At 67.1% G+C, this 19,898-nt stretch carries 20 protein-coding genes; 8 read left to right on the forward strand and 12 right to left on the reverse strand.

Annotated elements, in window-relative coordinates:
* Positions 1–128: 128 nt before the first annotated feature.
* The 3 genes from DI624_RS01945 to DI624_RS01955 form a co-directional block, all read right to left on the reverse strand.
* Positions 129–3,110 carry a TrlF family AAA-like ATPase gene (locus tag DI624_RS01945; protein WP_367142069.1) on the reverse strand — a complete coding sequence of 994 codons (2,982 nt, stop codon included), beginning with the start codon at positions 3,108–3,110 and terminating at the stop codon, positions 129–131.
* 147 nt (positions 3,111–3,257) lie between these two features.
* Complete coding sequence (locus DI624_RS01950; RefSeq protein WP_291535714.1) at positions 3,258–4,151, reverse strand: endonuclease/exonuclease/phosphatase family protein; 894 nt, start codon at positions 4,149–4,151, stop codon at positions 3,258–3,260.
* Between the two features lie 414 nt (positions 4,152–4,565).
* On the reverse strand, positions 4,566–4,859 hold the full coding sequence (locus DI624_RS01955) for a hypothetical protein (protein WP_291535715.1): 294 nt from the start codon (positions 4,857–4,859) through the stop codon (positions 4,566–4,568).
* Between the two features lie 104 nt (positions 4,860–4,963).
* Between DI624_RS01955 and DI624_RS01960 the strand changes: the two genes are divergently transcribed.
* The 3 genes from DI624_RS01960 to DI624_RS01970 all read left to right on the forward strand — a co-directional run bounded on the left by DI624_RS01960 (position 4,964) and on the right by DI624_RS01970 (position 7,715).
* On the forward strand, positions 4,964–5,746 hold the full coding sequence (locus tag DI624_RS01960) for a hypothetical protein (protein WP_291535716.1): 783 nt from the start codon (positions 4,964–4,966) through the stop codon (positions 5,744–5,746).
* Between the two features lie 506 nt (positions 5,747–6,252).
* Positions 6,253–7,182: a hypothetical protein gene (locus DI624_RS01965; protein WP_291535717.1), complete on the forward strand. Its 930-nt coding sequence runs from the start codon at positions 6,253–6,255 to the stop codon at positions 7,180–7,182.
* A complete protein-coding gene (locus tag DI624_RS01970; protein ID WP_291535718.1) occupies positions 7,179–7,715 on the forward strand; it encodes an SLATT domain-containing protein in 537 nt (178 codons plus the stop codon). The genes DI624_RS01965 and DI624_RS01970 overlap by 4 nt, the downstream gene beginning before the upstream one ends.
* On the opposite strand, the gene DI624_RS01975 is transcribed toward DI624_RS01970, so the two are convergent.
* The 9 genes from DI624_RS01975 to DI624_RS02015 all read right to left on the reverse strand — a co-directional run bounded on the left by DI624_RS01975 (position 7,712) and on the right by DI624_RS02015 (position 16,242).
* The gene (locus tag DI624_RS01975; protein ID WP_291535719.1) at positions 7,712–8,566 is read right to left on the reverse strand and encodes a nucleotidyl transferase AbiEii/AbiGii toxin family protein; all 855 of its coding nucleotides are present in this window, start codon (positions 8,564–8,566) and stop codon (positions 7,712–7,714) included. The genes DI624_RS01970 and DI624_RS01975 overlap by 4 nt on opposite strands.
* A complete protein-coding gene (locus DI624_RS01980; RefSeq protein ID WP_291535721.1) occupies positions 8,563–9,657 on the reverse strand; it encodes a hypothetical protein in 1,095 nt (364 codons plus the stop codon). The genes DI624_RS01975 and DI624_RS01980 overlap by 4 nt, the downstream gene beginning before the upstream one ends.
* A 39-nt stretch (positions 9,658–9,696) precedes the next feature.
* Positions 9,697–10,989, reverse strand: coding sequence for a site-specific integrase (locus DI624_RS01985; RefSeq protein WP_291535722.1), 1,293 nt, complete (start codon positions 10,987–10,989; stop codon positions 9,697–9,699).
* A 188-nt stretch (positions 10,990–11,177) separates the two neighbouring features.
* A complete protein-coding gene (locus tag DI624_RS01990; protein WP_291535723.1) occupies positions 11,178–12,626 on the reverse strand; it encodes a M20/M25/M40 family metallo-hydrolase in 1,449 nt (482 codons plus the stop codon).
* A 43-nt stretch (positions 12,627–12,669) separates the two neighbouring features.
* Positions 12,670–12,909, reverse strand: a complete 240-nt coding sequence (locus DI624_RS01995) for a DUF3297 family protein (protein ID WP_291535724.1) — start codon at positions 12,907–12,909, stop codon at positions 12,670–12,672.
* An 84-nt stretch (positions 12,910–12,993) separates the two neighbouring features.
* A complete protein-coding gene (locus DI624_RS02000; protein ID WP_291535725.1) occupies positions 12,994–13,890 on the reverse strand; it encodes a hypothetical protein in 897 nt (298 codons plus the stop codon).
* Between the two features lie 17 nt (positions 13,891–13,907).
* Positions 13,908–14,540, reverse strand: coding sequence for a DUF6468 domain-containing protein (locus tag DI624_RS02005; RefSeq protein WP_291535726.1), 633 nt, complete (start codon positions 14,538–14,540; stop codon positions 13,908–13,910).
* A complete protein-coding gene (gene fliM, locus DI624_RS02010) occupies positions 14,540–15,583 on the reverse strand; it encodes a flagellar motor switch protein FliM (RefSeq protein WP_291535727.1) in 1,044 nt (347 codons plus the stop codon). The genes DI624_RS02005 and fliM overlap by 1 nt, the downstream gene beginning before the upstream one ends.
* 2 nt (positions 15,584–15,585) lie before the next feature.
* Positions 15,586–16,242: a flagellar basal body-associated FliL family protein gene (locus tag DI624_RS02015; RefSeq protein WP_291535728.1), complete on the reverse strand. Its 657-nt coding sequence runs from the start codon at positions 16,240–16,242 to the stop codon at positions 15,586–15,588.
* A 180-nt stretch (positions 16,243–16,422) separates the two neighbouring features.
* Here DI624_RS02015 and flgF point away from each other — a divergent pair, with 180 nt between their 5' ends.
* The 5 genes from flgF (at position 16,423) to DI624_RS02040 (ending at position 19,891) form a co-directional block, all read left to right on the forward strand.
* Entirely contained in the window at positions 16,423–17,163 is a 741-nt protein-coding gene (flgF, locus tag DI624_RS02020) for a flagellar basal-body rod protein FlgF (RefSeq protein ID WP_291535729.1), read from the forward strand.
* A gap of 14 nt (positions 17,164–17,177) precedes the next feature.
* Positions 17,178–17,966 carry a flagellar basal-body rod protein FlgG gene (flgG, locus tag DI624_RS02025; RefSeq protein WP_291535730.1) on the forward strand — a complete coding sequence of 263 codons (789 nt, stop codon included), beginning with the start codon at positions 17,178–17,180 and terminating at the stop codon, positions 17,964–17,966.
* Between the two features lie 3 nt (positions 17,967–17,969).
* A complete protein-coding gene (locus DI624_RS02030) occupies positions 17,970–18,578 on the forward strand; it encodes a flagella basal body P-ring formation protein FlgA (protein ID WP_291535731.1) in 609 nt (202 codons plus the stop codon).
* A 12-nt stretch (positions 18,579–18,590) separates the two neighbouring features.
* Positions 18,591–19,313, forward strand: a complete 723-nt coding sequence (gene flgH / locus DI624_RS02035) for a flagellar basal body L-ring protein FlgH (protein WP_291535732.1) — start codon at positions 18,591–18,593, stop codon at positions 19,311–19,313.
* A 125-nt stretch (positions 19,314–19,438) separates the two neighbouring features.
* The gene (locus DI624_RS02040; protein WP_291535733.1) at positions 19,439–19,891 is read left to right on the forward strand and encodes a hypothetical protein; all 453 of its coding nucleotides are present in this window, start codon (positions 19,439–19,441) and stop codon (positions 19,889–19,891) included.
* The last annotated feature ends 7 nt before the right edge of the window (positions 19,892–19,898 follow it).

The raw sequence follows: 19,898 nt of genomic DNA on the forward strand, positions 1-19,898 counted from the left end.
CCCACAAAGAGCGTGTCCATTCCTTCCTCCTAGGCGCTGCTGAAGGCTGCAGCATCCGGCGCCAGGCCGAACGAGGGCAAGGACATACGGACTTAGCTCCTTGATAGCCGCGAGATCGAGCGGTTTTCCTATCTGCGGAGCCTCACTCGGAGGCGACGTGCTCTCTCCTTGAAGGCGAACTCACCGCCTTCAAGGATATCGCAGACAGTTTTCCGGATGATCTGGTTCTCCAGACCACCGCTCACATAAGTGATCGGAGGAAGGCTGCCGGCCGGATGCGGCCCCGACTCCGCAACGATGATCTGATCGGCGTCGGTGTTGATCACCAGGTTGGCGTTGTGCGTGACCATGATGACCTGCCGCTTTCGTTTGGCCGAGATGAAGAGCCCGACGAGCTCTTCGAACACCGACTTGGGATCGAGATTTTCCTCGGGCTGATCGATGATCAGCGGACGGTCATCCCCCTCGTCCAGCGCCAGGTAAAGCAGCAGCAGTACGATGCCGCGAGTTCCTGGAGACAGTTTGCGGATGTCGATACCGTCATAGGAGATGCCGTATCGGATCTCCATGTGGTCCGTGCTGAAAAGCCAGAGGGCAAACCGCTTCAGCCAAGCGCGCATCTCGACTGTATCGCCGCTCGGAACTGGCGAATGCTGGAGCAAATCCTTCTGGTAGGTGTCACGGAATGCGCTCATCGCTGCGACCACATCCTCGGCGCTTCCGCTCTCCCATGCGGGTCTCAGCTGCGTGCGGGCAGCATCGATCAGTGCTCCCCGGCCGCGGAACGGACCCTGCTTGCGAAGGTCAAGAAGTCCCTCCTCGGCCGTACTCGCCCAACGATCGACGTCGGCCACGCGGGACACCGAGAAGGTGAGCTTCTTCAGCGTGCCGGGCGAAGTCGCTAAGCGCTCCATCAGGGGGCGATAGAGGTTCTCCAGCACCTTCTGTTCGGCGACGAGCGCGGCGAACGCGCGCTCATAGGCAGCGTCCCTTTCGAGGTTCAGCGTCTTGATCCTCTCGGCGGCGCCCTGCGCGTCGGCGAGCCTCTCCTTGGCCGCCTCGAGCGCTGCGGTTTCAATCGTGATCTTCTGCGTGAGCTCGCTATAGCGCCGCTGAATATCCCTGTCGGCGCTGATCAGGCTCTCAAGCCGAGCCATCTCCGCCTCAAGGAGGAGGAGCGGCAATGCGGCCAGGTCGGCATCGGCCGCGATCAAGGGGGCCGTCGGATCCTGTTGAGGAGGGGGCGGCGCGCCGCGAAGTCGCGAGATTTCTCCGTCTACCCAACTCACGTAGGCGACGAGGTTGTCATCGACCGTGCCCTTGTAGTCGAGCAGGAACGCGGCCCACTGCTCTTCGGTCATGAACCCCTCGCGGTGCCGCGCCATCATCGCCCTCAGCGCTTCGGGCGCGCCTGTCGCTCGCATGGCGCCCACCTCGGACTGCACCGCCAGGAAGGCCTGCCGCTGGGCGACTAGCGTCCGGTTCTTCGTCCGCAGAGCTTCAGCTGCACCGAACAGTGCGGTGTGACGCGCGACGTTGGTTTCGCTGTCCTTGGCGACGAGTTTGGCGCGGTCCGTCGTGTAGGCGTTGATGAGGTTCGTCTTCTGAAGGATCTGCGCGTCATACGCGCCCCTGAGCCTGTCCTTCTCATGCTCTAGGCCGATCCGCTCGGACATGGCGGCGATGGCGTCCACCTCCCTCTCCCGCGCGAGACTGTGGAGCCGTGTCCTCCCCTCGCGCAGCTCAGCGAAATCAACCGCTCCTTCCCGCGTGGAATACGGATGCGCCTCGAAGATCACTCGTTCGATCTCCCTAAGGAGGGCATCAGTCATCCCGTTCGCCGAGCAGAGCTCCTCTACGAACTGCTGGGAAAGATAGCGGGCACGGGGATAGTTCAAGGGGTCATCAGCATCTCGCCCGTCCAGGAAACGGGTCGCGCTATCGCCGCCCGCCCAATCGACGGTGATTGTCTCCGCTCCAATCAATGGGCGCGCTCTGGCCAGGAAGGAGGCGCTTACCCCCTTCTGATCTTGCCAAACCGTCGGAGATACGGCGTCGCATCCGGCTGCGATCATGTCGGCCAAGGCCGTCTTGCCGGAGCCCCGCGCACCAATGATCGCGACCAACCCCGGATTCAGCTGAATATCGGGGGTGACCATCCAGTCCGCCCCAACCGTTCGCACCGCTGAGATGACCTGAGAGGGCGTCGCAGCGGCGGGGGGTTCGGCTCCGACGTGCGCTCGCCCCGCCGGGTCGATGCAGGCTTGGCGAAGCGCGTCAAACTCAAGGCCGCCCTTAATCCAGGAGAAGCGGTTGCCGAACGGCGCTCCTACATCGTCGGCCTTGTGGGCGTCGCTCCCGTGAAGGCAGGGTTTCAGCCCATTGTAGCGCGATCGCAGCTCTTCTTCGTTCAACGCCTTCCGGCCGAGCCAGAAGTCGCGCTGGGCATCGCTGCTCGCAAAGATCACATGGGCGAAACGCTCGATCTCCTGGCGAGTCACCTGGTCGGCGGCCTCGCGAACTCCCGCAGTGCCGTCTCCCGAACCACCAGCGACAGCAATGAGGACGTTCGCACGCGCCCAAGCATCCTCGTCCCATACGGTGCGAAGCTGTTCGAAGCTGACCTTGAACTGTGTGGCGCCGTGCTCCAACGCCGCTCGCTCATCTAGTTGAGCCCCCTTGTCGCGACGCCCCAGCCGGATGAGCTCCGATCGCGTGCAGTCGAAGCGATCATCGAAGGCTTTAAACTCAAGCCGGGCTAGAAAACGCTGGATGCGTTCGACGTGGTCCTCGTCTTCGGGACTGACGAGCAGATGCATGTTGACGAAGCCGCTCTTCGCCGCGACGTGCAGGCGCAACTCGACGTTCGGAAAGACCAGCTGAACGTTCGGCAGACGCCCCTCATCCCGGCGCCTGCGAAGCACTTCCTCATAGGTGTCGGTGACGTAGTAGTCCGTGACGGCGACAGCTTCGATCAGAGGCGTAGCCGCCTCCAGCGCCGCAAGGTAGTTCTCCCAGGCGCTCGGCCCGCTGAACTGATTGTTCAGCACAGTCCCCGGCGCATGGATATGCGGCTCCCACCGACGCCACTCCGATCCCCGACCCAGCATTGCCCCTCCGAATGCGTTTTCCCCAATCTAATGCGTGTCTACGGGACAGGCGCAAGTTGAGACACGCAGTTCGCCACAACCGCTCGCGGGATGGCCCAGAGGAAAGTCGAGGGCCGAGCGGCGCCTGACAACCAGGTATCGGTGCGATCAGCCGAGGATGCCTACAGCGATCGGACAGTGATCCGACGGGTGTTCGTCTTCGGGAGCTCCGCCGTACCGATACTCCTCGAACGAGCCCGGAGCGACACGGGCCGTGGCCCGGCCGCCGGTGGCGATGAAGTCGATGAAATCCCGATAGCGCGCCTTGCAGCCCGCCGGGCGATCACCCGAGGCGAGAGTGAGGGTCGAACCTTCCGGATCGCCGTCGTTCAAATCGGCCAGAAACTCGTCGCCTCGACTGGCGAGACGGCGGTTCCAGTCGCCGAGCACGACGAAGGCCTCCCCCTCGCGGGCCCGTGCTTCCGTCCAGCCTTCGAGCACAGGAAGCTGGTCAAAGAGAACCGGGCAATCCGGGTCCGTCGGCGTTCGGCCGGAGTTGCATCCGGATTTCAGGTGAACCGCCAGGAGACGCAGGGGACGGCCTTGGGTCACGTTCACATCGACGCCCCAGCGCAGATCGGGGTTGCCCAGGGCCAGGCCGCTCAGGTCCGGGTTGCGGGTCCAGGCAACGCCCCTGCGGATTGCGAAGCCGACCGCCTGGTTCTGGATGAACAGGCCGGGCTGGCCCCGGCATTCGCCGCTGCGGGTGCTGGCAGGGCGTCCGGACATGACCACGTCGTAGACGGCGGGGTCGAACACCCGTTCCGCCGCGGCCTGGTTCTGGACTTCCTGGAAAGCAATGACATCGGCGCCGAGCGATTCGGCGTGGCGCCGGAGAAGAGCGTAGTCGGCCTCGGTGCGGGGGCTGCAGCCCTCCCCGTCCCGCTCCGCGAGATGCTCCATGTTCCAGCTTGCGACCTTCAGGCCGCCTGCCGGCGGGGTCACCCCGACGCAGCCGGACAGAAGCACGGCCGAGATCGAGAGCGCGATGAAGGGTTTCATGGTCAGGTCCTCGGCTGGATGGTGTGCGGCCCGGCCGACGGCGGGTCGGCGCGGAACCGCGGCCGGACGCGAGGTCGGTCGCGCATCGGCGCTCTGCCGTATCGCATCCCGCCGATTCACGCGACGCATCATCATCAGCCATGGGCGTCGATTGCGTCCGCGCTGGGAGACGCTAGGTTCGTCGCGACGGGTTCCGGCAAGATAGGGACCGACCGGGAGCCGGGGGACGTCTCTGGCGTCGGCGGCGGCCGGTCCTGAAACCCCGGGCTTCCTCGCAGAAGTTCCAGGCCCGTCCCCCATTCCTCATGCCGCCAGGATCGCCGCGGCCGTAGTGCTTTCCTGGAGACGGCGCTCTGCGATCAGCAGGTTGAACAGACCGTCGAGGCCGCGCCGCGCTTCCTCGTCGAAGCCGGCCTAGGCGCGCGGGCGGACATCGCTCTCAGTCCGGTCGCGTAGCTCCCTGTATGGCTCGCCCCGGTCGCCGGCTTCGGCACGGGACAGCACCTGAGTTTCGAACTGGGAGGAGACAAGGATCCTGATGTCGCGATAACGCAGCCCATTTTGGAGGGTGGCGCACGTCGCCCGCGCCGTCGACAGCACGCCCAGCCAGTCGTCCGTCTGGACGGTCACGGCGCCGGGCTGGTCCTCGGGCGAGACCGCATCCTTGAACATGCGGTCCAGCGTCTGGTCGAGCTCGTCGTGGGTCATGAGCGATGCTCTAGGCAGAGTCGGCGAGGGCCTTCCATCGCAAGGGTCGTTCATCCCCAACCGGAGGCTAGGAACGAAGTGCGGTCGATCACTAGAGTGCAGCCATGGCCTATACCGATGACGACGTCACAGAGATGCAGGACCGGTGCGACGACTGGTTGGAGCGGGAGGGCGCGCTAACGAACGAGCTGTTCCGGCTCCAGCTTCAGGTCCCCCGGGCTAGGGAGATGATGACCCACGGCGTCTGCCGACGGCTTTCCGACCTGAAGCACGGGCTCCAGCGGGTCTTCGAAGTGCTGCCGCCGCAGGAGGCCGAACCCACGCGTGAAGCCATCTGGGACGCCACCGCCTTCCTGCAGTCCTTCATCATCAATGTGTTCGGCGTGATGGACAACCTCGCCTGGCTCTGGTGTCTCGAAGCGGACGTGCGAGGCCCGAACGGACGCCCCCTCCACCGCAGCCGGATCGGTCTGACGCCCGACAACGAGGATCTTCGCGGAAGCCTCTCGGCGCGGACAAAGGCCTATCTGACGGGGACGGATGCCTGGTTCGGCTATCTGGAAGAGTATCGGCACTCCCTCGCCCATCGCATCCCTCTCTACATCCCGCCCAAACAACTCGACGACGCGGCCGCGGCGGAGTTCGCGAGGCTCGAGGCCCAGGTCGGCGGTCCGGACTGGGATTGGGGTCGTTGGCCGGAGGTCATCGCCGCACAGCGACGGCTCGGCGTCTTCGAGCCGGTGATGATGCATTCCTTCGGCGAAGGCGCGCGGCCCGTCCGCTTCCACGGGCAGATGATCTGCGACTTCGCGACCGTCATCGAAGTGGCCGAGCATGTTCTCGCCGACCTTCAGGGACGGGCTGCACCCGCCGATCGGGCGGGCTGAAGGACGAGTCTCGGATCTCGGTGGTGCGGGCGGCCGGGGTCGAACCGGCAAGGGCTTTCGCCCGACGGATTTTCGTACCACTTCGACTTTCGCCGCCGCCCTAAGGGCGTTCGTGGTCTGGACTATCCCTTCGTCATAGCCCGAAGGCCTTAGACGCCGCCCGTCTAGTCTCTACACCTTCCCGTCCGAAAACGGGCTTGGCTCGGGATCGCCATCTGACAGGGTTCCCCGACTTTGAGCGGTTCTACGTCCGGGATTTCCCCCGGCGCACTCAATCCTCAGCTTAAGTCCGTTGCGTCTACCAGTTTCGCCACGCCCGCCAGCCGAGCTGGCTCTATACCCGCGTTCGGGTCTCCGAGCCAAGGCGGGCCGCGCCCTTCAACCCTCGGCCTGCCGTCGCATATCTCCAGCCGAGCATCCCCTCTGATCCTCGCCCCTCGCATCGGCCGATACGTCCCCTATATCGGCGATATGCCGGAGCACCGCCGGCGTTTCCAGGTCCAGATTTGAGCTTCCTCGCCTCGTTGCCGCCCGCTCCGCCACCCCCGCAGCCGCCGGGTTGGATGCTCGTGGGGCCGCGCTTCTCGGGCTTCGTCCACCGACTGGGCATCACGGAGCAGCAGGCGGCCGACGGCCAGCGCAAGCAAGCAGGCGTCCGCGCCGCCCTGAACCGATGGTACTACGGCCATGGCGACGCGACGGAAAACAGCCTGTTGATCGGGTCCTGGGCCAAGAGCTTGAGGGTCGCGCCGCCGCGGGACATCGATGTCCTGTTCTGCATGCCGCTCGACATCTTCCATCGCTACGAGGCTCGCGCGGGCAACCGTCAGTCCCAGCTGTTGCAGGAAGTTCGCTCGACGCTGTCGAACACCTACCCCCAGACGGCGATCCGGGGCGACGGCCAGGCGGTCGTTGTTCCCTTCGCCACCATGCCGATCGAGGTCATCCCGGCGTTCCGCCTCGACAACGGCCAGTATCTGATCGCCGACGCCAACGGGGGCGGGTCCTATCGCGCGACCGATCCGTGGGCCGAACTCTCGGTGCTGGAAGCGTCGGATCGGGCCACCTTCGGTGCGACCCGCCGCCTGATCCGGATGGCGAAGCAGTGGCAGCGTCATGCCAATGTGCCGATCAAGTCCTTCATGCTCGAACGGCTGGCCGTCGCCTTCCTCGCGACCTGGCAGCATGCGACCGCGGGCTATGAAGACTGGATGATCCGCGACTTCCTCGCGTTCACGCTCCAATACGTCGGGGGCTCGGTGGAGATGCCCGGAACGGGGGAATGGGCGCCGATCGGCGACGCCTGGGCGTCCCGGGCGCGAACGGCCTTGGCGACCGCCGAGCGGGCCTGCCAGTATGAGGCTGTGAACGCCGACCGGCGGGCGGGCGCGGAATGGCGGTCCCTGTTAGGGCCCGCGATAGGACCTCTGTCATGACCGATGCCGCGATCCCGACCGAAAGCGATCCCCGCAACGCCATTCTGGCGGAAGCCCGCCGCCTGGCCGTGGACGCTCTGTATTCCGAGAAGGGCCATTTCGAAGCGGCCAGCGGCTGGCGAGGCCGCAACTACTGGCTCGGCGTTCCGGCCGCGCTGATCGGCGCCACCGCCGGCGCCACCATCCTGGCGGACATGGACCCGGCCGTCGGAGGATCCCTCGCGCTCGTCGGCGCCGCCATCACAGCCCTGATGACCTTCCTCAATCCGTCCGAACGGGCGTCACAGCACCATCGGAGCGGCGTCTCCTACGGCGTCCTGCGCCGCGCTCTGCGCCAGTTCATCCAGATCGATGTGCAGATGATGGACGACGCGGCGCTTCGCGCGCGCCTGTCCGAACTGACGGAAAAGATCGGCGCGTTGCAGGCTGAGTCTCTCCCGATCCCTTCCGGAGCGCACAAGAAGGCGTTCAAGTCGATCCAGGGCGGATCGGCCGAATACACCACCGAGGAGCTGGCGCTCGCGGGCGGCTAGAGGCCCATCGCATTCAGGAAGGCGCGCACCTGCCCAAAGGCGTCCGTCTGCCACTGCTCCGGTGTGCGGTCGCCCAAGGCTTCACTGGCCTCGACGAACTCCCGGACGCAGGTCGGCCCGTGGTCGTCGACCTCCCGGAACTTGCTGGCGATCTTCTCATAGCCTTGGAGAGCGCTGGCTCGCTCCATCAGAGGACGGCAGGCCTCAGCCAGGGCCTCGGGGCCGCCTGGATAGTTCCTGACGCAGTAGTAGATGTCATAGGCGTCCTTGCGCTTGAAGCGCCCGACAAGGGCATGGCCCTTCATGCCGAGAAGCGCCGGGATCGAGGCCACCGCGATCTTCACGCGGTTCGTCCCGGACCGTCCGGGCATCCGGTCTTCGATCTCGATCAGCGCCTGGAAGTCGATCGCCAGATCGGCTCCATCCGCCTTCTGGACGGCGAAGTCCTCGACCAGCGGTCGCTCCCGCTTCGGAACGACCGCGTCACGCGGCATCAGGAAGTCGACGACGACCTTGATCGGGGCGCCGCCGTCCTCGGCGGGGACCTCCCGGGTCAGCTGGAACGCCCGATCCTCCGGCCCCCGCTCGTAGCCTTGGGCCTGAAGCGCGTGGACCAGGTCCGCGTACTCGGTATCGGCGAGCGCGACGGGGTCGAGCGCGAGATCGATGTCGAAGGTCCCGACGTGGATCATGTCGTCGGGTTCGAGCAACAGCCAAGGCACGGCGCCACCGACCACGGCGAACTTGCCTTCATAGCTGCCGAGAATCTGTCCGATCTCGACCAGCGTCCGGCGGACGGCGGCGGTGCTGCGCGCGGGGTAATCCGCCGCGCTCTGCGGTTCAGGCTTCACCACTGCGACACGCTGGCAAGCAGATGATCCGCCGCCTCCTGTCCTCGTTCGCCACCCGCTCCGAGATCGAGGAAGGTTTGCAGCGGGCTGGTCGTCCAGAGGCCGGGAGCCGGCTGACGCAGGTCGTCGAACAGGTCGGCGTCGTCGGGGATCAGGATCTCGACGTTGGCGCCGCTTTCGACGGGCTTCAGTTGCAGGCCCTCGACCAGAGCCGGCAGGGCGTCAGGCTCGGCGATGAGGTAGGTCATCGGCACACGGGCATAGGGCGCCCACCAGTCGGCCGCCGTGAAGGACATGGCTGCGGCCCGGCCCGTTGGCTGGGCCTCGCGCAGGGCGTCGCGCAGCGCGACCTCCAGTCGCTGGCCGTGCAGGGTCGTGTAATAGCGCCGCCGCTCACCCACGGGTGGCTCGTAGCTCTCCCGCCAGCCTCGCAGGAGGCCCTCCCGATCGGTCAACTGAAGCCCCTCGGAGTCGGCCGTGGCCCATTCGCGCTCGATCAGTGCGCGCCGGACATTGCTGACCTGTCCCAGGCTGACCTTCGCGGCGTCGGCGAGGTCCGTCACCTTCCAGGCTCGACCGGGCGTCTCGAGCAGGCAGCGCAGGACACGGGCCGATTTCGGTGCGAACGGCGACTTGAGCTCGCGAGCGACCGACTTGGGCTTCTCGGCCGTTTGGCGATCGATATAGAGGCCGGGACCGACGATGCGGACGTTACCCGCGAGATCGAGCCAGCCCACGCCGGCCTCGTCGCACAGGCGTCGAGCCGCGTCCGCCATATAGGGCGCGCCGACCAATACGATTGACTTCACCCCTATGGTCTCGGCCGCATGAAGAGCCTGTTCGACGGCGCTGCGGATCGCGCGCGGTTGACCGGAGCTTTTCACTTCCATCAGGATGGTGAAGGCTCGGGATGCGATAGAGACATCGGCGATGATGTCCACGCGCGGGGCGTCGCCCAGCCCCTCGATGTCGAGGGACCGCAGTTCCACCGTGGGAACGACGGCGAGCACGTCACGCAGCTCCCTAGCCAGGGCGCGCTCGGTCTCTTTCACTGAAAGTTCCAGTTTCATCATCACGCTGAAATAGCCCATTTCAGTGAAATAATCAAGTTCGGTGATTCAGGGCTCGGATCAGACGGCATCCGCGTCCACCGATTTACGCTTCGCCGGTTTGGGCTTGCGGACGTTGATCGCGGAGGCGTCCAGCACGTTCTTGATGTGCGAGGCGTAGAACTTCTCGATCATCTCCACGCTGGTCCGGCAGTTTTTGGCGACCTGATAGATGTCCGCGCCCTCCATGAGCCGCATGGAGATATAGGTGTGCCGTAGACTGTAGGCCGTGCGGGGCCGTCCATCCCTGTCCTTCTTCAGGCCGAGCTCGTCGAGGATGGCGTTCAACAGCTCGCGCTGCACGAGGCCGAAGACGAGGTCGGTCGGCTGGCCGTTCTTGCGCTTGAGCACCCGTTCGAACGGTCGAACCGCACCGGGCATGCTCTTGCAGAAGCCCACCCCGCGCTTTCCACGGACTTCGATTTCCAGGATCCGCTCGCCGGTCGCCTCATCCTCGACGATGGACACGTCCCTGAATTCGAGCCGTTGCGCCTCGTCGGGACGCAGACCGGTGTTGACCATGAAGAGCACGAAGTCGTGGAACTGCTCGCACTCCTCGCGCCAGCGCTCCTTCTTCGGGTTCTTCGCGCGTTCGCGGGTCGCCTCGTAAAGGCGTTTGTACTCTTCCGGAGAGAACCAGGCGCGGTGGCTGACCTTGCCGGATGCCCGATACGGATTGCTCATGTCCGGAAGCGCGGCGATCCAGCCCTTGCGGTTGGCGGACTTCAGGATCTGTCGCAGGCAAACCATCTCATTGTGGAGCGTCTGGCGGCTCGGCCGTTTCCATGCCTTGGCCTTGCCGATGCGCTCGCGGCCACCGGAGACATAGCGCACGCGCTCCGGCTCCTCCGGCGGCGTGACCCGATGAAGCCTGTAGTCTTGAATGCGACCAGCCGAGACCTCCGAAATCGGCAAGTCGCCGAAGAAGGGGTTGAGGTAGATGCGGATCACCCTCCCCTTGCTGGCGACGTACTGGGCGTTCCGCTCGCCGAGCGTCATCGCCTCGTACTCTTTCTCGAACGCTGCGGCCGCCTCGCGGAACGTCTTCTCGCCGGGCCGCTTCGGTGAAGTCCGCTCGGGGATGACGATCGGTGTGTCCGGCGCCGAGGGCAGAGCGCCACGTCGCCGTAGCCGGTCTTCAGCGACCCGGTCCAGATACCAATCCTGCGCGAACTCGCGCGCGTAGGCGATGTTGGTTTCCTTGGTCGACTGGCGATGATTGCGACCACTCAGATAGGTCGCGCACTGCCAGTACCGGCTGTTCTCGCGTCGGTAGACGTGCAGCCGACCATCCATGAGCGTGTGGGACTCCACGACATGACCTTCCTGCCGCGAGCGGCAACTGTGTAAGGTATGTGTAAGTCAGTAACCGATCTAACCGATTGATTTAGATACGTAAATCTACGGTAGTGGGTTTTAAGTCTGCTGCGTCTACCAGTTTCGCCACGCCCGCTTGCTGGTCCGGCCCCTATAGACAGAACCGGTTCGGGTCTCCAAGCGATCTAATGCGCGGGGGCGGCCGGGGCGGAGGCCGCGGACTTCATGGCGCGGAAATCGACGTCGGAATCGGCGATCAGCCACAGCAGGCCGGCCCAGGCGGCGACGTTCTGGCTCAGTTGCGCCGGGTCGATTTTGTCCAGCGTGTCGTTGGCCGTGTGGTGCAGGTCGAAATAGCGGGTTCCGTCCTGGGCCAGACCGAAGAAGGGCACGCCCAGCGGACCCATCGGGCCGATGTCCACGCCGCCCTCCGTCTCGACCCGATCCGAGGCCAGGACGCCGATCGGATAAAGCACCCGCGTCGCCGCCTTCTGGAAGTCGGATCCTTGCGCGCCGGCGGGCAGGCGCAGGGCGTAGACGCGGTCGGCGCCGAAATCGCTCTCGCCCGCGATGACGTGCTTGTCCAGGGCCGCGCCCTGACCGCGCGCATAGACCGCGCCGCCGTTTCCGGTCTGGGGCGTCGGCTGGGACACCTCTTCCGAACCGTAGAAGATCACGCGCAGGGTGCGGGCCGGGCGGCGGCCGCTGTCGGCGATGGCCTTGGCGGCGGCGACGGTGATGGCGCCGCCCGCCGCGTCGTCGATGGCCCCCGTGCCCAGGTCCCAGCTGTCCATGTGCGAGCCCAGCACGATGATCTCGTCCGGCCGGGTCGCGCCCGGCAGATCGCCGATCACGTTCTGGCTGTGGGTCTGATAGGTGCGGGCGGTGGAGCTCAGGCGCATCCGCACCGGCTGGCCCATGGCGACCAGACGGCTGACCTGATCGGCGTCGGGCGCGGCCAGGGCGAAGGCGGGAATGGTCGGCTTGCCGTCGACATAGCGGGTCGAGCCGGTGTGGGGCAGACGGTTATCGTCCGAACCTACGGACCGCATGACGAAGGCCGCCGCTCCCTTGGCCGCCGCCACGCCGGGTCCTGCGCCGCGCACGCGGGTCTGGGGACCATAGCCCGAGCCGTCCTGCATGGCGTGCATCTGGCCCAGGTCGACATAGACGATCCTGCCGCGAACGGCTGCGTCGGGGGCGGCCTGGAGGTCTTCGAGCGAGGCGACCCGCACGATTTCGGCCTCGACCCCGCCGCGCGGCGTGGCGGGCGAATGGCCCAGCGCAGCGGCCGCCAGGGTCTGGGCGTTGTCGCCGACGATGGCGGCCGAGCTTTCGCCCCGCTCCCAGCCCACCAGCGGGAAGGTTTCGATGCGGACGTTCTGGAAGCCCTGGCTGCGCAGATAGTCGGCCGCCCAGACGGCGGCGTCCTGTTCGGACTTCGACCCCGCCGGCCGCGCGCCGAAGCGCGTGGTCAGTTGGGTGACGTAGTCCAGGGCGATGTTGGCGCGCATCGCCGCGTCGCGCACGACGACAGCCTGCTGAACGGTGGCCGCGTCCTGGGCGTGCGCCAGGGGCGCGAAGACGGCGAGGCCCAGCGCTAAGGCGCTGGCGGTCGGCAGACGACGGGACATGAGGGCAGGCTCCAGAACGGGAAGAACCGGACCCTATTCAGTGTCAGCCGTTCTGGAAATAGGGTTCGACGGCGCCCTGCAATTTGACCGTCAGGGCCTTGCCCTTGCGGTCGACGCGGTTGCCCAGGGCCAGCCGCACCCAGCCTTCGGAGACGCAATATTCCTCGACATTGGTCTTTTCCTCGCCCTTGAAGCGGACGCCCACGCCGCGTTGCAGCGCCTCGGCGTCATGGTGGGGGCTGGACGGATCGACCGAAAGGCGGTCGGGGGGCGTGTCGGACATGGCGCGGGCTCGGGGTCTCGGGAAAGGCGCGGTGATAGCGGCGCCCGGCGCGGATGCCAACCGAAAGCGTCGGCGGCGCAGGCCCTACTGGACCGTCTGGCGCGGTTGGGCGTTCGGGGCGCCCGAGGGCTGATAGGCCTGGGGACCGGCGGGCGCGGACGAGGTCGCGGCGGCGGGACGGCGCGCGGGCGCGGCCGCCGGCCGCTGGGCGGGGCGCGACGCCGCAGGACGGGGCGTCGAAGCACGGGGCGTCGCCGGGCGGGCGGCCTGAGCGGCGGGCGGCGTCGAGGCGGCGGGCTGGACGGCCGGGGTCGGCGCGGGCGGCGGGGCGGCGGCCTCGGCGGCGGCGGCGCGGGCGGCCATCTGCTGGGCCTGGAAGCGGGCGGCCAGCTTTTCGGTCAGTTCGCGGGCCTGGGCCGGCTGCATCTGCGCCATGATGGCGGCCAAGGTGCGCGGGCGCATGGCGGCGGCGACCGGCAGGCGGACCTTGTCCTCCAGCGTGGCCATGACCGGCGCGGCCTCCTTGGGACGCATGGCCGAATAGACCTGAACCAGCCGGTCGATCTCGGCCTTTTCGCGTTCGTCCACCTGGCCCAGCATCTGCCGCATCTCGGCCTTCAGGGCGGCCATGGCCTGAATCTTGGCGTCCAGCTTCTGTTCGGCGGCGACCATCAGCGGCAGGGTGGTGGCGAAATCCTGATCGCGAGCGTCCAGGGCTGCACGACGCTGGGACAGGGATTGGATGATCTTCAGTTCGGCCGGTGAAATCCCCGCCTGTTGAGCCAATTGTTCGGGCGACAGGGCGGCGCAGGTTCCCGGAAGCGCGGGCTTGGCCGGCGCGCCGACGACGGCGGGCGCGGTCTCCTCGGCCCAGGCCTTGGCGCCCTCGAACAGGCCCGGCGCCACGCCCACGGCGCGCACGGCGACCACCCCGCCGATAGCGATGGCGATCAGGGGCAGAAGGCGGGGGATGCGGGCCATGAAATGCGGTTCCGAACTCAGGCGGCGAACAGGTCGTCGTCCAGATTACGACGCGCGGCGTTGAGGCTTTGTTTGGCGGAATGGTTAGCGGATCGACCGGCGGTCAGGGCCTGGACGATGGCGGCGACATTGTCGCGGCCGGTCTGGACGGCCATCGGGGCGGAAGCGGCGGCGGCGCGGCGGGTGGTCGCCGGCCCGGTCAGACCCTGGATGCGCTCGGCCAGGGCGGCCATGCGTTCGGCGCGCGCCTCGTCCTCGGAGGCAGGGGCGGCGGGGGTCGGAGACGGAGCCGGGGCGGCGGATGGGGCGCGACGCGCCGCTTCCGCCCTCAGCGTCAAATCCTCCTCGCCGAGGCGGGCCGGGGCGGCGGTCGACACGGGCGCGCGGGCGATCAGGACTTCAAGCTGCGCCTTGACCTCGCGCGCCTTGATGATGCGGTCGTGCAGCAGATCGGTTTCCTGGCCCGAGGCGCGCAGAGTGGCCAGGGCGGTCTCGGCCCGGCCGGCGGCGGCGTTCAGTTCGGTCACGGCCTGGGCGAAGGCCAGTTGCCCGGTGCGCAGGGCAGACAGCTTGCGCTCCAGCTTGACGCCATAGCCGACCGCCGCGACCAGCAGCAGCATCAGCACCGCATCCATGATCATTCCGGCCATCAGGATTTTCCTCCTAGGCGGGCGGCGGTCTCGGGATTGACCGGCCCTTCCACGCGCACGGCGATGAACTGTCCCTTGCGGCCCATGCGGCCGGTGGTCAGGGGGATGGAGCCGGCGCGGATCGACACTTCCGAATCCGGCGTGGCGTTCAGCATCAGGGTGTCGCCGACCTTGAGATCCAGCACGTCGGACAAGGGCATCATCTGCTCGTCCAGCACCGCCCGCACCTCGGTCTCGGTGGTCCACATCTCGGTGGCCAGGTGGCCCTCCCAGATGTTGTCGCGGCCGAATTTCTCGCCCATGAACTGCTGCAGCAGCATTTTGCGGATCGGCTCCAGCGTCGCATAGGGCAGCAACAGCTCGATCCGACCGCCGCGATCCTCCATGTCGATGCGCAGCTTGATCAGGATCGCCGCATTGGCGGGACGCGCGATGGCGGCGAAACGGGGATTGGTCTCCAGCCGGTCCAGATTGAAATGAACGGGCGTCAGGGGCTCGAACGCCTGGCGGGCGTCGTTCAGCACGACCTCGACCATCCGCTGGACCAGCACCCGCTCGATGGTGGTGTAGGGCCGCCCCTCGATCCGCAAGGCCGCCGTGCCGCGACGTCCGCCCAGCAGCACGTCCACGATCGAATAGATCAGGTTGGAATCGACCGTCAGAAGGCCGTAGTTGTCCAACTCCTCGGCCCGGAACACCGCCAGTATCGCTGGCAGGGGGATGGAGTTCAGATAGTCGCCGAACCGGATCGAAGAGATGTTGTCCAGCGACACCTCGACATTGTCGGAGGTGAAGTTGCGAAGCGACGTCGTCATCAACCGCACCAGGCGATCGAACACGATCTCCAGCATCGGCAGGCGTTCGTAGGACACCAGGGCCGAGTTGATGATGGCGCGGATGCCCGAACGCTCCGCGCCGTCGTCATCGCCCAAGTCGAAGCCCAGCAGACTGTCGATCTCGTCTTGGTTCAGCACCCGTTCGGACAGGGCGTCGCCCGGATCGCCCAGGCCGCCGAACGGGTCCAGTTGCGCCGCGTCGCTCATGCCTATTGCACCAGCATTTCTTCGATCAGCACGGCGTCGACCTTGCCCGGCGCGGCGATCATGTTGACGCGACGGAGGATTTCGGCGCGCAGCTGATAGGTGCCGGCCGAACCGCTGAGGTCCTCGGGACGCAGTTCGCGCACGAAGCCGGTGAACATGTCCTGCAGACGCGGCATCTCCTCCTGAAGATGGGTCGCCACGGCGGCGTCGCGCATCTCCAGCGTCAGCTTCAGTTTCAGGAAGGTCGGGCGGCTGTCGGCCGACTGAATGTTCATGACCATGTCGGGCAGGGTGTAGAAGGTCACGCCGTCCGGCCCGGCGGCGATGACGCCCAGCGACGGGTCGGCCTCGCCTTCCTTGCCGCCTCCGCCGTGACCGCCGCCCTTCTCTTCCTTCTTTTCGGCCTTCTCCGCGCCATGCCCCTGCTCGGCGGCGGCGCCGCCGTGGGCCTCGGCCGGCTTGGGCTTCATCATGAAGAAGGCCGCCGCCCCGCCGCCGCCCAGCACCAGCAGCGCCACGGGGGCGATGATGAACAGCAGCGGCAATTTCTTCTTCTTGGGCGCGGCGGCGTCGCCATCGGCCCCCGCCGCCCCGTCCTGGACGGCAGGCAGGGCGGCGTCCGCAGCCGCGTCGCCCTTCTTCTTGCCGAACTTGAACATGCGCGCGCCCCGGAGACCCTCTCTGGGGGAAGATCGACCGGGTTTGGTTAACGCCGCGTTTACAATGGGCAGGATTTGCCGGGTCGCCCCCTGCCCGGCGCCGCCAGAACCCGCATTCCGCCTGGATTAACCCTGTTGGCACGGCCGTTGCGAGAATGCGGGCGAAGGAGCACGCCTCTCGTGGAAAACGCCGCCTACATCGGACTGTCACGGCAGATGACGCTGCGTCGCGAACTGGACATCGTGGCCAACAACGTCGCCAACGCCAACACCACCGGCTTCAAGGTCGAGCAGTTGATGCTCGGCGTCCAGGTGGGCCAGCGCGCCAGGAACGACAGCATCCGCCCCTCCGCCAGCTTCGTGCTCGACAACGGCGTCGGCCGCGACTTCGGCCAGGGATCGATGCAGCAGACGGGCCGCAACCTGGACTTCGCCATCTCGGGGGAAGGCGCCTTCTTCACCGTGCGCGACGGCGCGAACGGCCAGGCCTACACCCGCGACGGCGCCTTCACCCTGGACCCGGAAGGCAGGCTGACCACCAAACAGGGCCAGGCCGTGCTGGGCGGCGGCGCCGAGATCGTCCTGGACCCCGATCTGGGCGCGCCCAGCGTCGGCGAAGACGGCACGATCACTCAGAACGGCCAGGTCACGGGCCGGCTGTCGGTGGTGCGGTTCGAAACGCTGGGCGTGCTCGAAAAGGGCGGCGACAGCCTTTACCGCAACCGCTCCAACACCCAACCCATCGAGGCCGCGGACGCCCAGATCCACCAGGGCGCGCTGGAATCCTCCAACGTCAATCCGCTGACCGAAATCACCAATCTGGTCGAGATCAGCCGCGCCTACGAAAGCGTGTCCCGGATGATCGACAACACCAACGACCTTAGCCGCCGCGCCGTCGAGCGCCTCGGCAAGGCCGCCTAAAGGGAGCCCCAAAGATGCGCGCACTTCGCACCGCCGCCTCGGGCATGGCTGCTCAGCAGCTGAACGTGGAGGTCATCTCCAACAACATCGCCAACATGAACACGGTGGGCTTCAAGAAGCAGCGCGCCGAGTTCCAGGACCTGCTCTATCAGAACGTCGAACGGATGGGCGCGCAGTCGTCCAGCGCCGGCACCGTCGTTCCGACCGGCATCCAGATCGGCGCGGGCGTCAAGGCGGGCGCCGTCTATCGCGTCACCGAACAGGGCACGCCCCAGGCGACCGGCAATCCCTATGACATGGCCATCGACGGCAAGGGCTATTTCCAGATCACCCTGCCCTCGGGCGAAATCGGCTATACCCGCGCGGGCAATCTTCAGGTCAGCCCGGAAGGTCAGATCGTCACCGACGACGGCTACCTGCTGGAACCCGCCATCACCATCCCGCAGGACACGACCAAGCTGACCATCTCCAAGACCGGCCTGGTCCAGGTGACGCAGGACGGCCAGACCGCCCCGACCACCGTGGGGCAGATCGAACTGGCCAACTTCTTCAACGAAGCGGGGCTGGAAGCCATCGGCGACAATCTGCTGCTGGAGACGGCGGCCTCGGGTCCGGCCATCGTCGGCACGCCGGGCGACGTGGGCTTCGGCCAGGTGCTGCAAAACTACACCGAGGCGTCGAACGTGGACGCAGTCTCGGAAATCAGCGCCCTGATCGTGGCCCAGCGCGCCTATGAGATGAATTCCAAGGTCATCTCGACCGCCGACCAGATGCTGTCGGTCGCCTCGCAAGTGAAGAGCTGAGCCATGCGCCTGACCCGAACGCTCATCCTTTCGGTCGCCGCCTGCGCCTTCGCCGGCTCGGCATGGGCCGGCCCGATCGTGCTGCGCGCCAATCCGGTCGACGACGACGGCCGCGTCACCCTGGGCGATCTGTTCGAGGGCGCCGGGGCCGCCGCCGACGTCATGGTGGCCCAGCGCGTGGGTCCGTCCGTCGTGCTGGAGGCCGGTCAGCTTCAGGCCCAGGCGCGCCAGGCTGGTCTGGACTGGGCCAATCCCAACGGCCTGCGCCGGGTCGCCGTGCGTCGCGCCGAGGCGCCGGTTCAGGGCATGGCGGAGGCCCCCGCTGCGTCCGCCGCGGTCCAGCCGACCGCCCGCGCCGCCTATCGACCCGGCGCGGTCCAGCAGGTCATCGCCCGCAACGACATGGTGCGCGTCACCTATCAGGTAGGCGGGGTGAACCTGGCCGTCATGGGCAAGGCCATGCGCGGCGCCGGCCTGGGCGAACCCGTCGCCATCATGAACACTGCGTCCAACCGCGTCATCGACGCGGTCGCCTCCGGTCCCGGCCAGGCCGTCGCCGGTCCGGCCGCCGATGTCGCCCGCGCCGCCCCTCAACAGTTCGCCGCCCGCTAGGGACTCCCCGTCATGCGCAAGATCATCCTGACCATCGCCGCCATCGCCCCCCTGGCCGCCTGTTCCACCGTCGCGGAGACGGTGCGCGGCCCCGAACTGGCCCCCATCGGCTATCCGGCCGCCCTGGTCCCGGTGCAGCAGGCCTATCTGCCGGCGCCCCAGACCGCGCCCGCCAGCGCCAACAGCCTGTGGCGCGCCGGCGCCCGAACCTTCTTCGGCGATCAGCGCGCGCGGCATATCGGCGACATCCTGACGGTCAAGATCGACATCGACGACCGCGCCCAGACGCAGAACTCGACCCAGCGGTCGCGTTCCAACGACATTTCAGGCGGCGTCTCTCACCTGTTCGGTCTGGAAAGCAGCCTGGGCCGCATCCTCCCCGGCGGATTCGACCGTTCGAACATGGTCGGGATGGAGGGCGAATCGAAGTCGGCGGGAACCGGCTCGGTCAACCGGGCGGAGAAGGTGTCCCTGACCATCGCCGCCGTCGTCACCGATGTCCTCGCCAACGGCAATCTGGTGATCCAGGGTCGGCAGGAAGTGCGCACCAATCGCGAGGTCCGCGAACTGACCGTCGCCGGCATCGTGCGGCCCGAGGACATCTCCTCGGCCAATGCGATCAACCACACCCAGATCGCCGAGGCGCGCATCTCCTACGGCGGGCGCGGCGACATCAGCCGCGTCCAGTCGGCCCCGGCCGCCCAGAGCCTGGTGGAGCGGTTCAGCCCCTTCTGATCCGCCCGATTGAACCGTCCGCGGATAACCGCGTTTCGTCCTGCTGAAGCCTGTCGGGAGGACGTGCGGCTGTCTGATCTCTTGCGGTTTGGGGCCGGCCCGACGACATTGGGCCAGACGCGGCGATGCGCGTCGTCGGCGGGGGCTGGCGCATGATGCCTATGGTTTCGGCCCTGGCGGCCCTGGCGTTGCAGGCCGCTTCGGGGGGCTGGACCTGGAGCCTCTATGAAGGCGACGGCCCCTTGGTGTTGGCCAACGACATTCCCGACACGGCCGAACTGCGCGCCACGCTTCAATGTCAGCCCGGTTCCGGGGCCGTGACCGTCTCTGTCTACGGCTCGCCCGTCTCGGCCGGCTTCGCCCGCATCACCGCCGGCGGGGCGACGGCGGCCAGCCAGGCGCGGGTCGGGCGCGACGGCAAGCTGGAAGCCGGCATACCCGTCGGACACCCCGCCTTTTCGGCCTTCGTCGCCGACGGCCGCATGACCATAGCCGTCGGCGACGATGTCAGGTCGATCACGGTCGAACGCCCCCATATGGCCAAGCTTCGCCGCTTCGCCGACCGCTGCGCCGGATAGAAGAGAT

Source organism: Brevundimonas sp. (assembly GCF_003248455.1).
Taxonomy (GTDB): domain Bacteria; phylum Pseudomonadota; class Alphaproteobacteria; order Caulobacterales; family Caulobacteraceae; genus Brevundimonas.

Excerpts from the sequence above, each read along its gene's own strand:
- DI624_RS02005 (WP_291535726.1), bottom strand. The coding sequence starts at position 14,540 with ATGGCCGGAATGATCATGGATGCGGTGCTGATGCTGCTGCTGGTCGCG.
- DI624_RS02030 (WP_291535731.1), top strand. The coding sequence starts at position 17,970 with ATGCGCCTGACCCGAACGCTCATCCTTTCGGTCGCCGCCTGCGCCTTC.
- DI624_RS01950 (WP_291535714.1), bottom strand. The coding sequence starts at position 4,151 with ATGAAACCCTTCATCGCGCTCTCGATCTCGGCCGTGCTTCTGTCCGGC.
- DI624_RS01990 (WP_291535723.1), bottom strand. The coding sequence starts at position 12,626 with ATGTCCCGTCGTCTGCCGACCGCCAGCGCCTTAGCGCTGGGCCTCGCC.
- flgH (WP_291535732.1), top strand. The coding sequence starts at position 18,591 with ATGCGCAAGATCATCCTGACCATCGCCGCCATCGCCCCCCTGGCCGCC.
- fliM (WP_291535727.1), bottom strand. The coding sequence starts at position 15,583 with ATGAGCGACGCGGCGCAACTGGACCCGTTCGGCGGCCTGGGCGATCCG.
- DI624_RS01970 (WP_291535718.1), top strand. The coding sequence starts at position 7,179 with ATGACCGATGCCGCGATCCCGACCGAAAGCGATCCCCGCAACGCCATT.
- DI624_RS01960 (WP_291535716.1), top strand. The coding sequence starts at position 4,964 with ATGGCCTATACCGATGACGACGTCACAGAGATGCAGGACCGGTGCGAC.
- DI624_RS01995 (WP_291535724.1), bottom strand. The coding sequence starts at position 12,909 with ATGTCCGACACGCCCCCCGACCGCCTTTCGGTCGATCCGTCCAGCCCC.
- flgG (WP_291535730.1), top strand. The coding sequence starts at position 17,178 with ATGCGCGCACTTCGCACCGCCGCCTCGGGCATGGCTGCTCAGCAGCTG.
- DI624_RS01955 (WP_291535715.1), bottom strand. The coding sequence starts at position 4,859 with ATGACCCACGACGAGCTCGACCAGACGCTGGACCGCATGTTCAAGGAT.
- DI624_RS02015 (WP_291535728.1), bottom strand. The coding sequence starts at position 16,242 with ATGTTCAAGTTCGGCAAGAAGAAGGGCGACGCGGCTGCGGACGCCGCC.
- DI624_RS01980 (WP_291535721.1), bottom strand. The coding sequence starts at position 9,657 with ATGGGCTATTTCAGCGTGATGATGAAACTGGAACTTTCAGTGAAAGAG.
- DI624_RS02040 (WP_291535733.1), top strand. The coding sequence starts at position 19,439 with ATGCGCGTCGTCGGCGGGGGCTGGCGCATGATGCCTATGGTTTCGGCC.
- DI624_RS01945 (WP_367142069.1), bottom strand. The coding sequence starts at position 3,110 with ATGCTGGGTCGGGGATCGGAGTGGCGTCGGTGGGAGCCGCATATCCAT.
- DI624_RS02000 (WP_291535725.1), bottom strand. The coding sequence starts at position 13,890 with ATGGCCCGCATCCCCCGCCTTCTGCCCCTGATCGCCATCGCTATCGGC.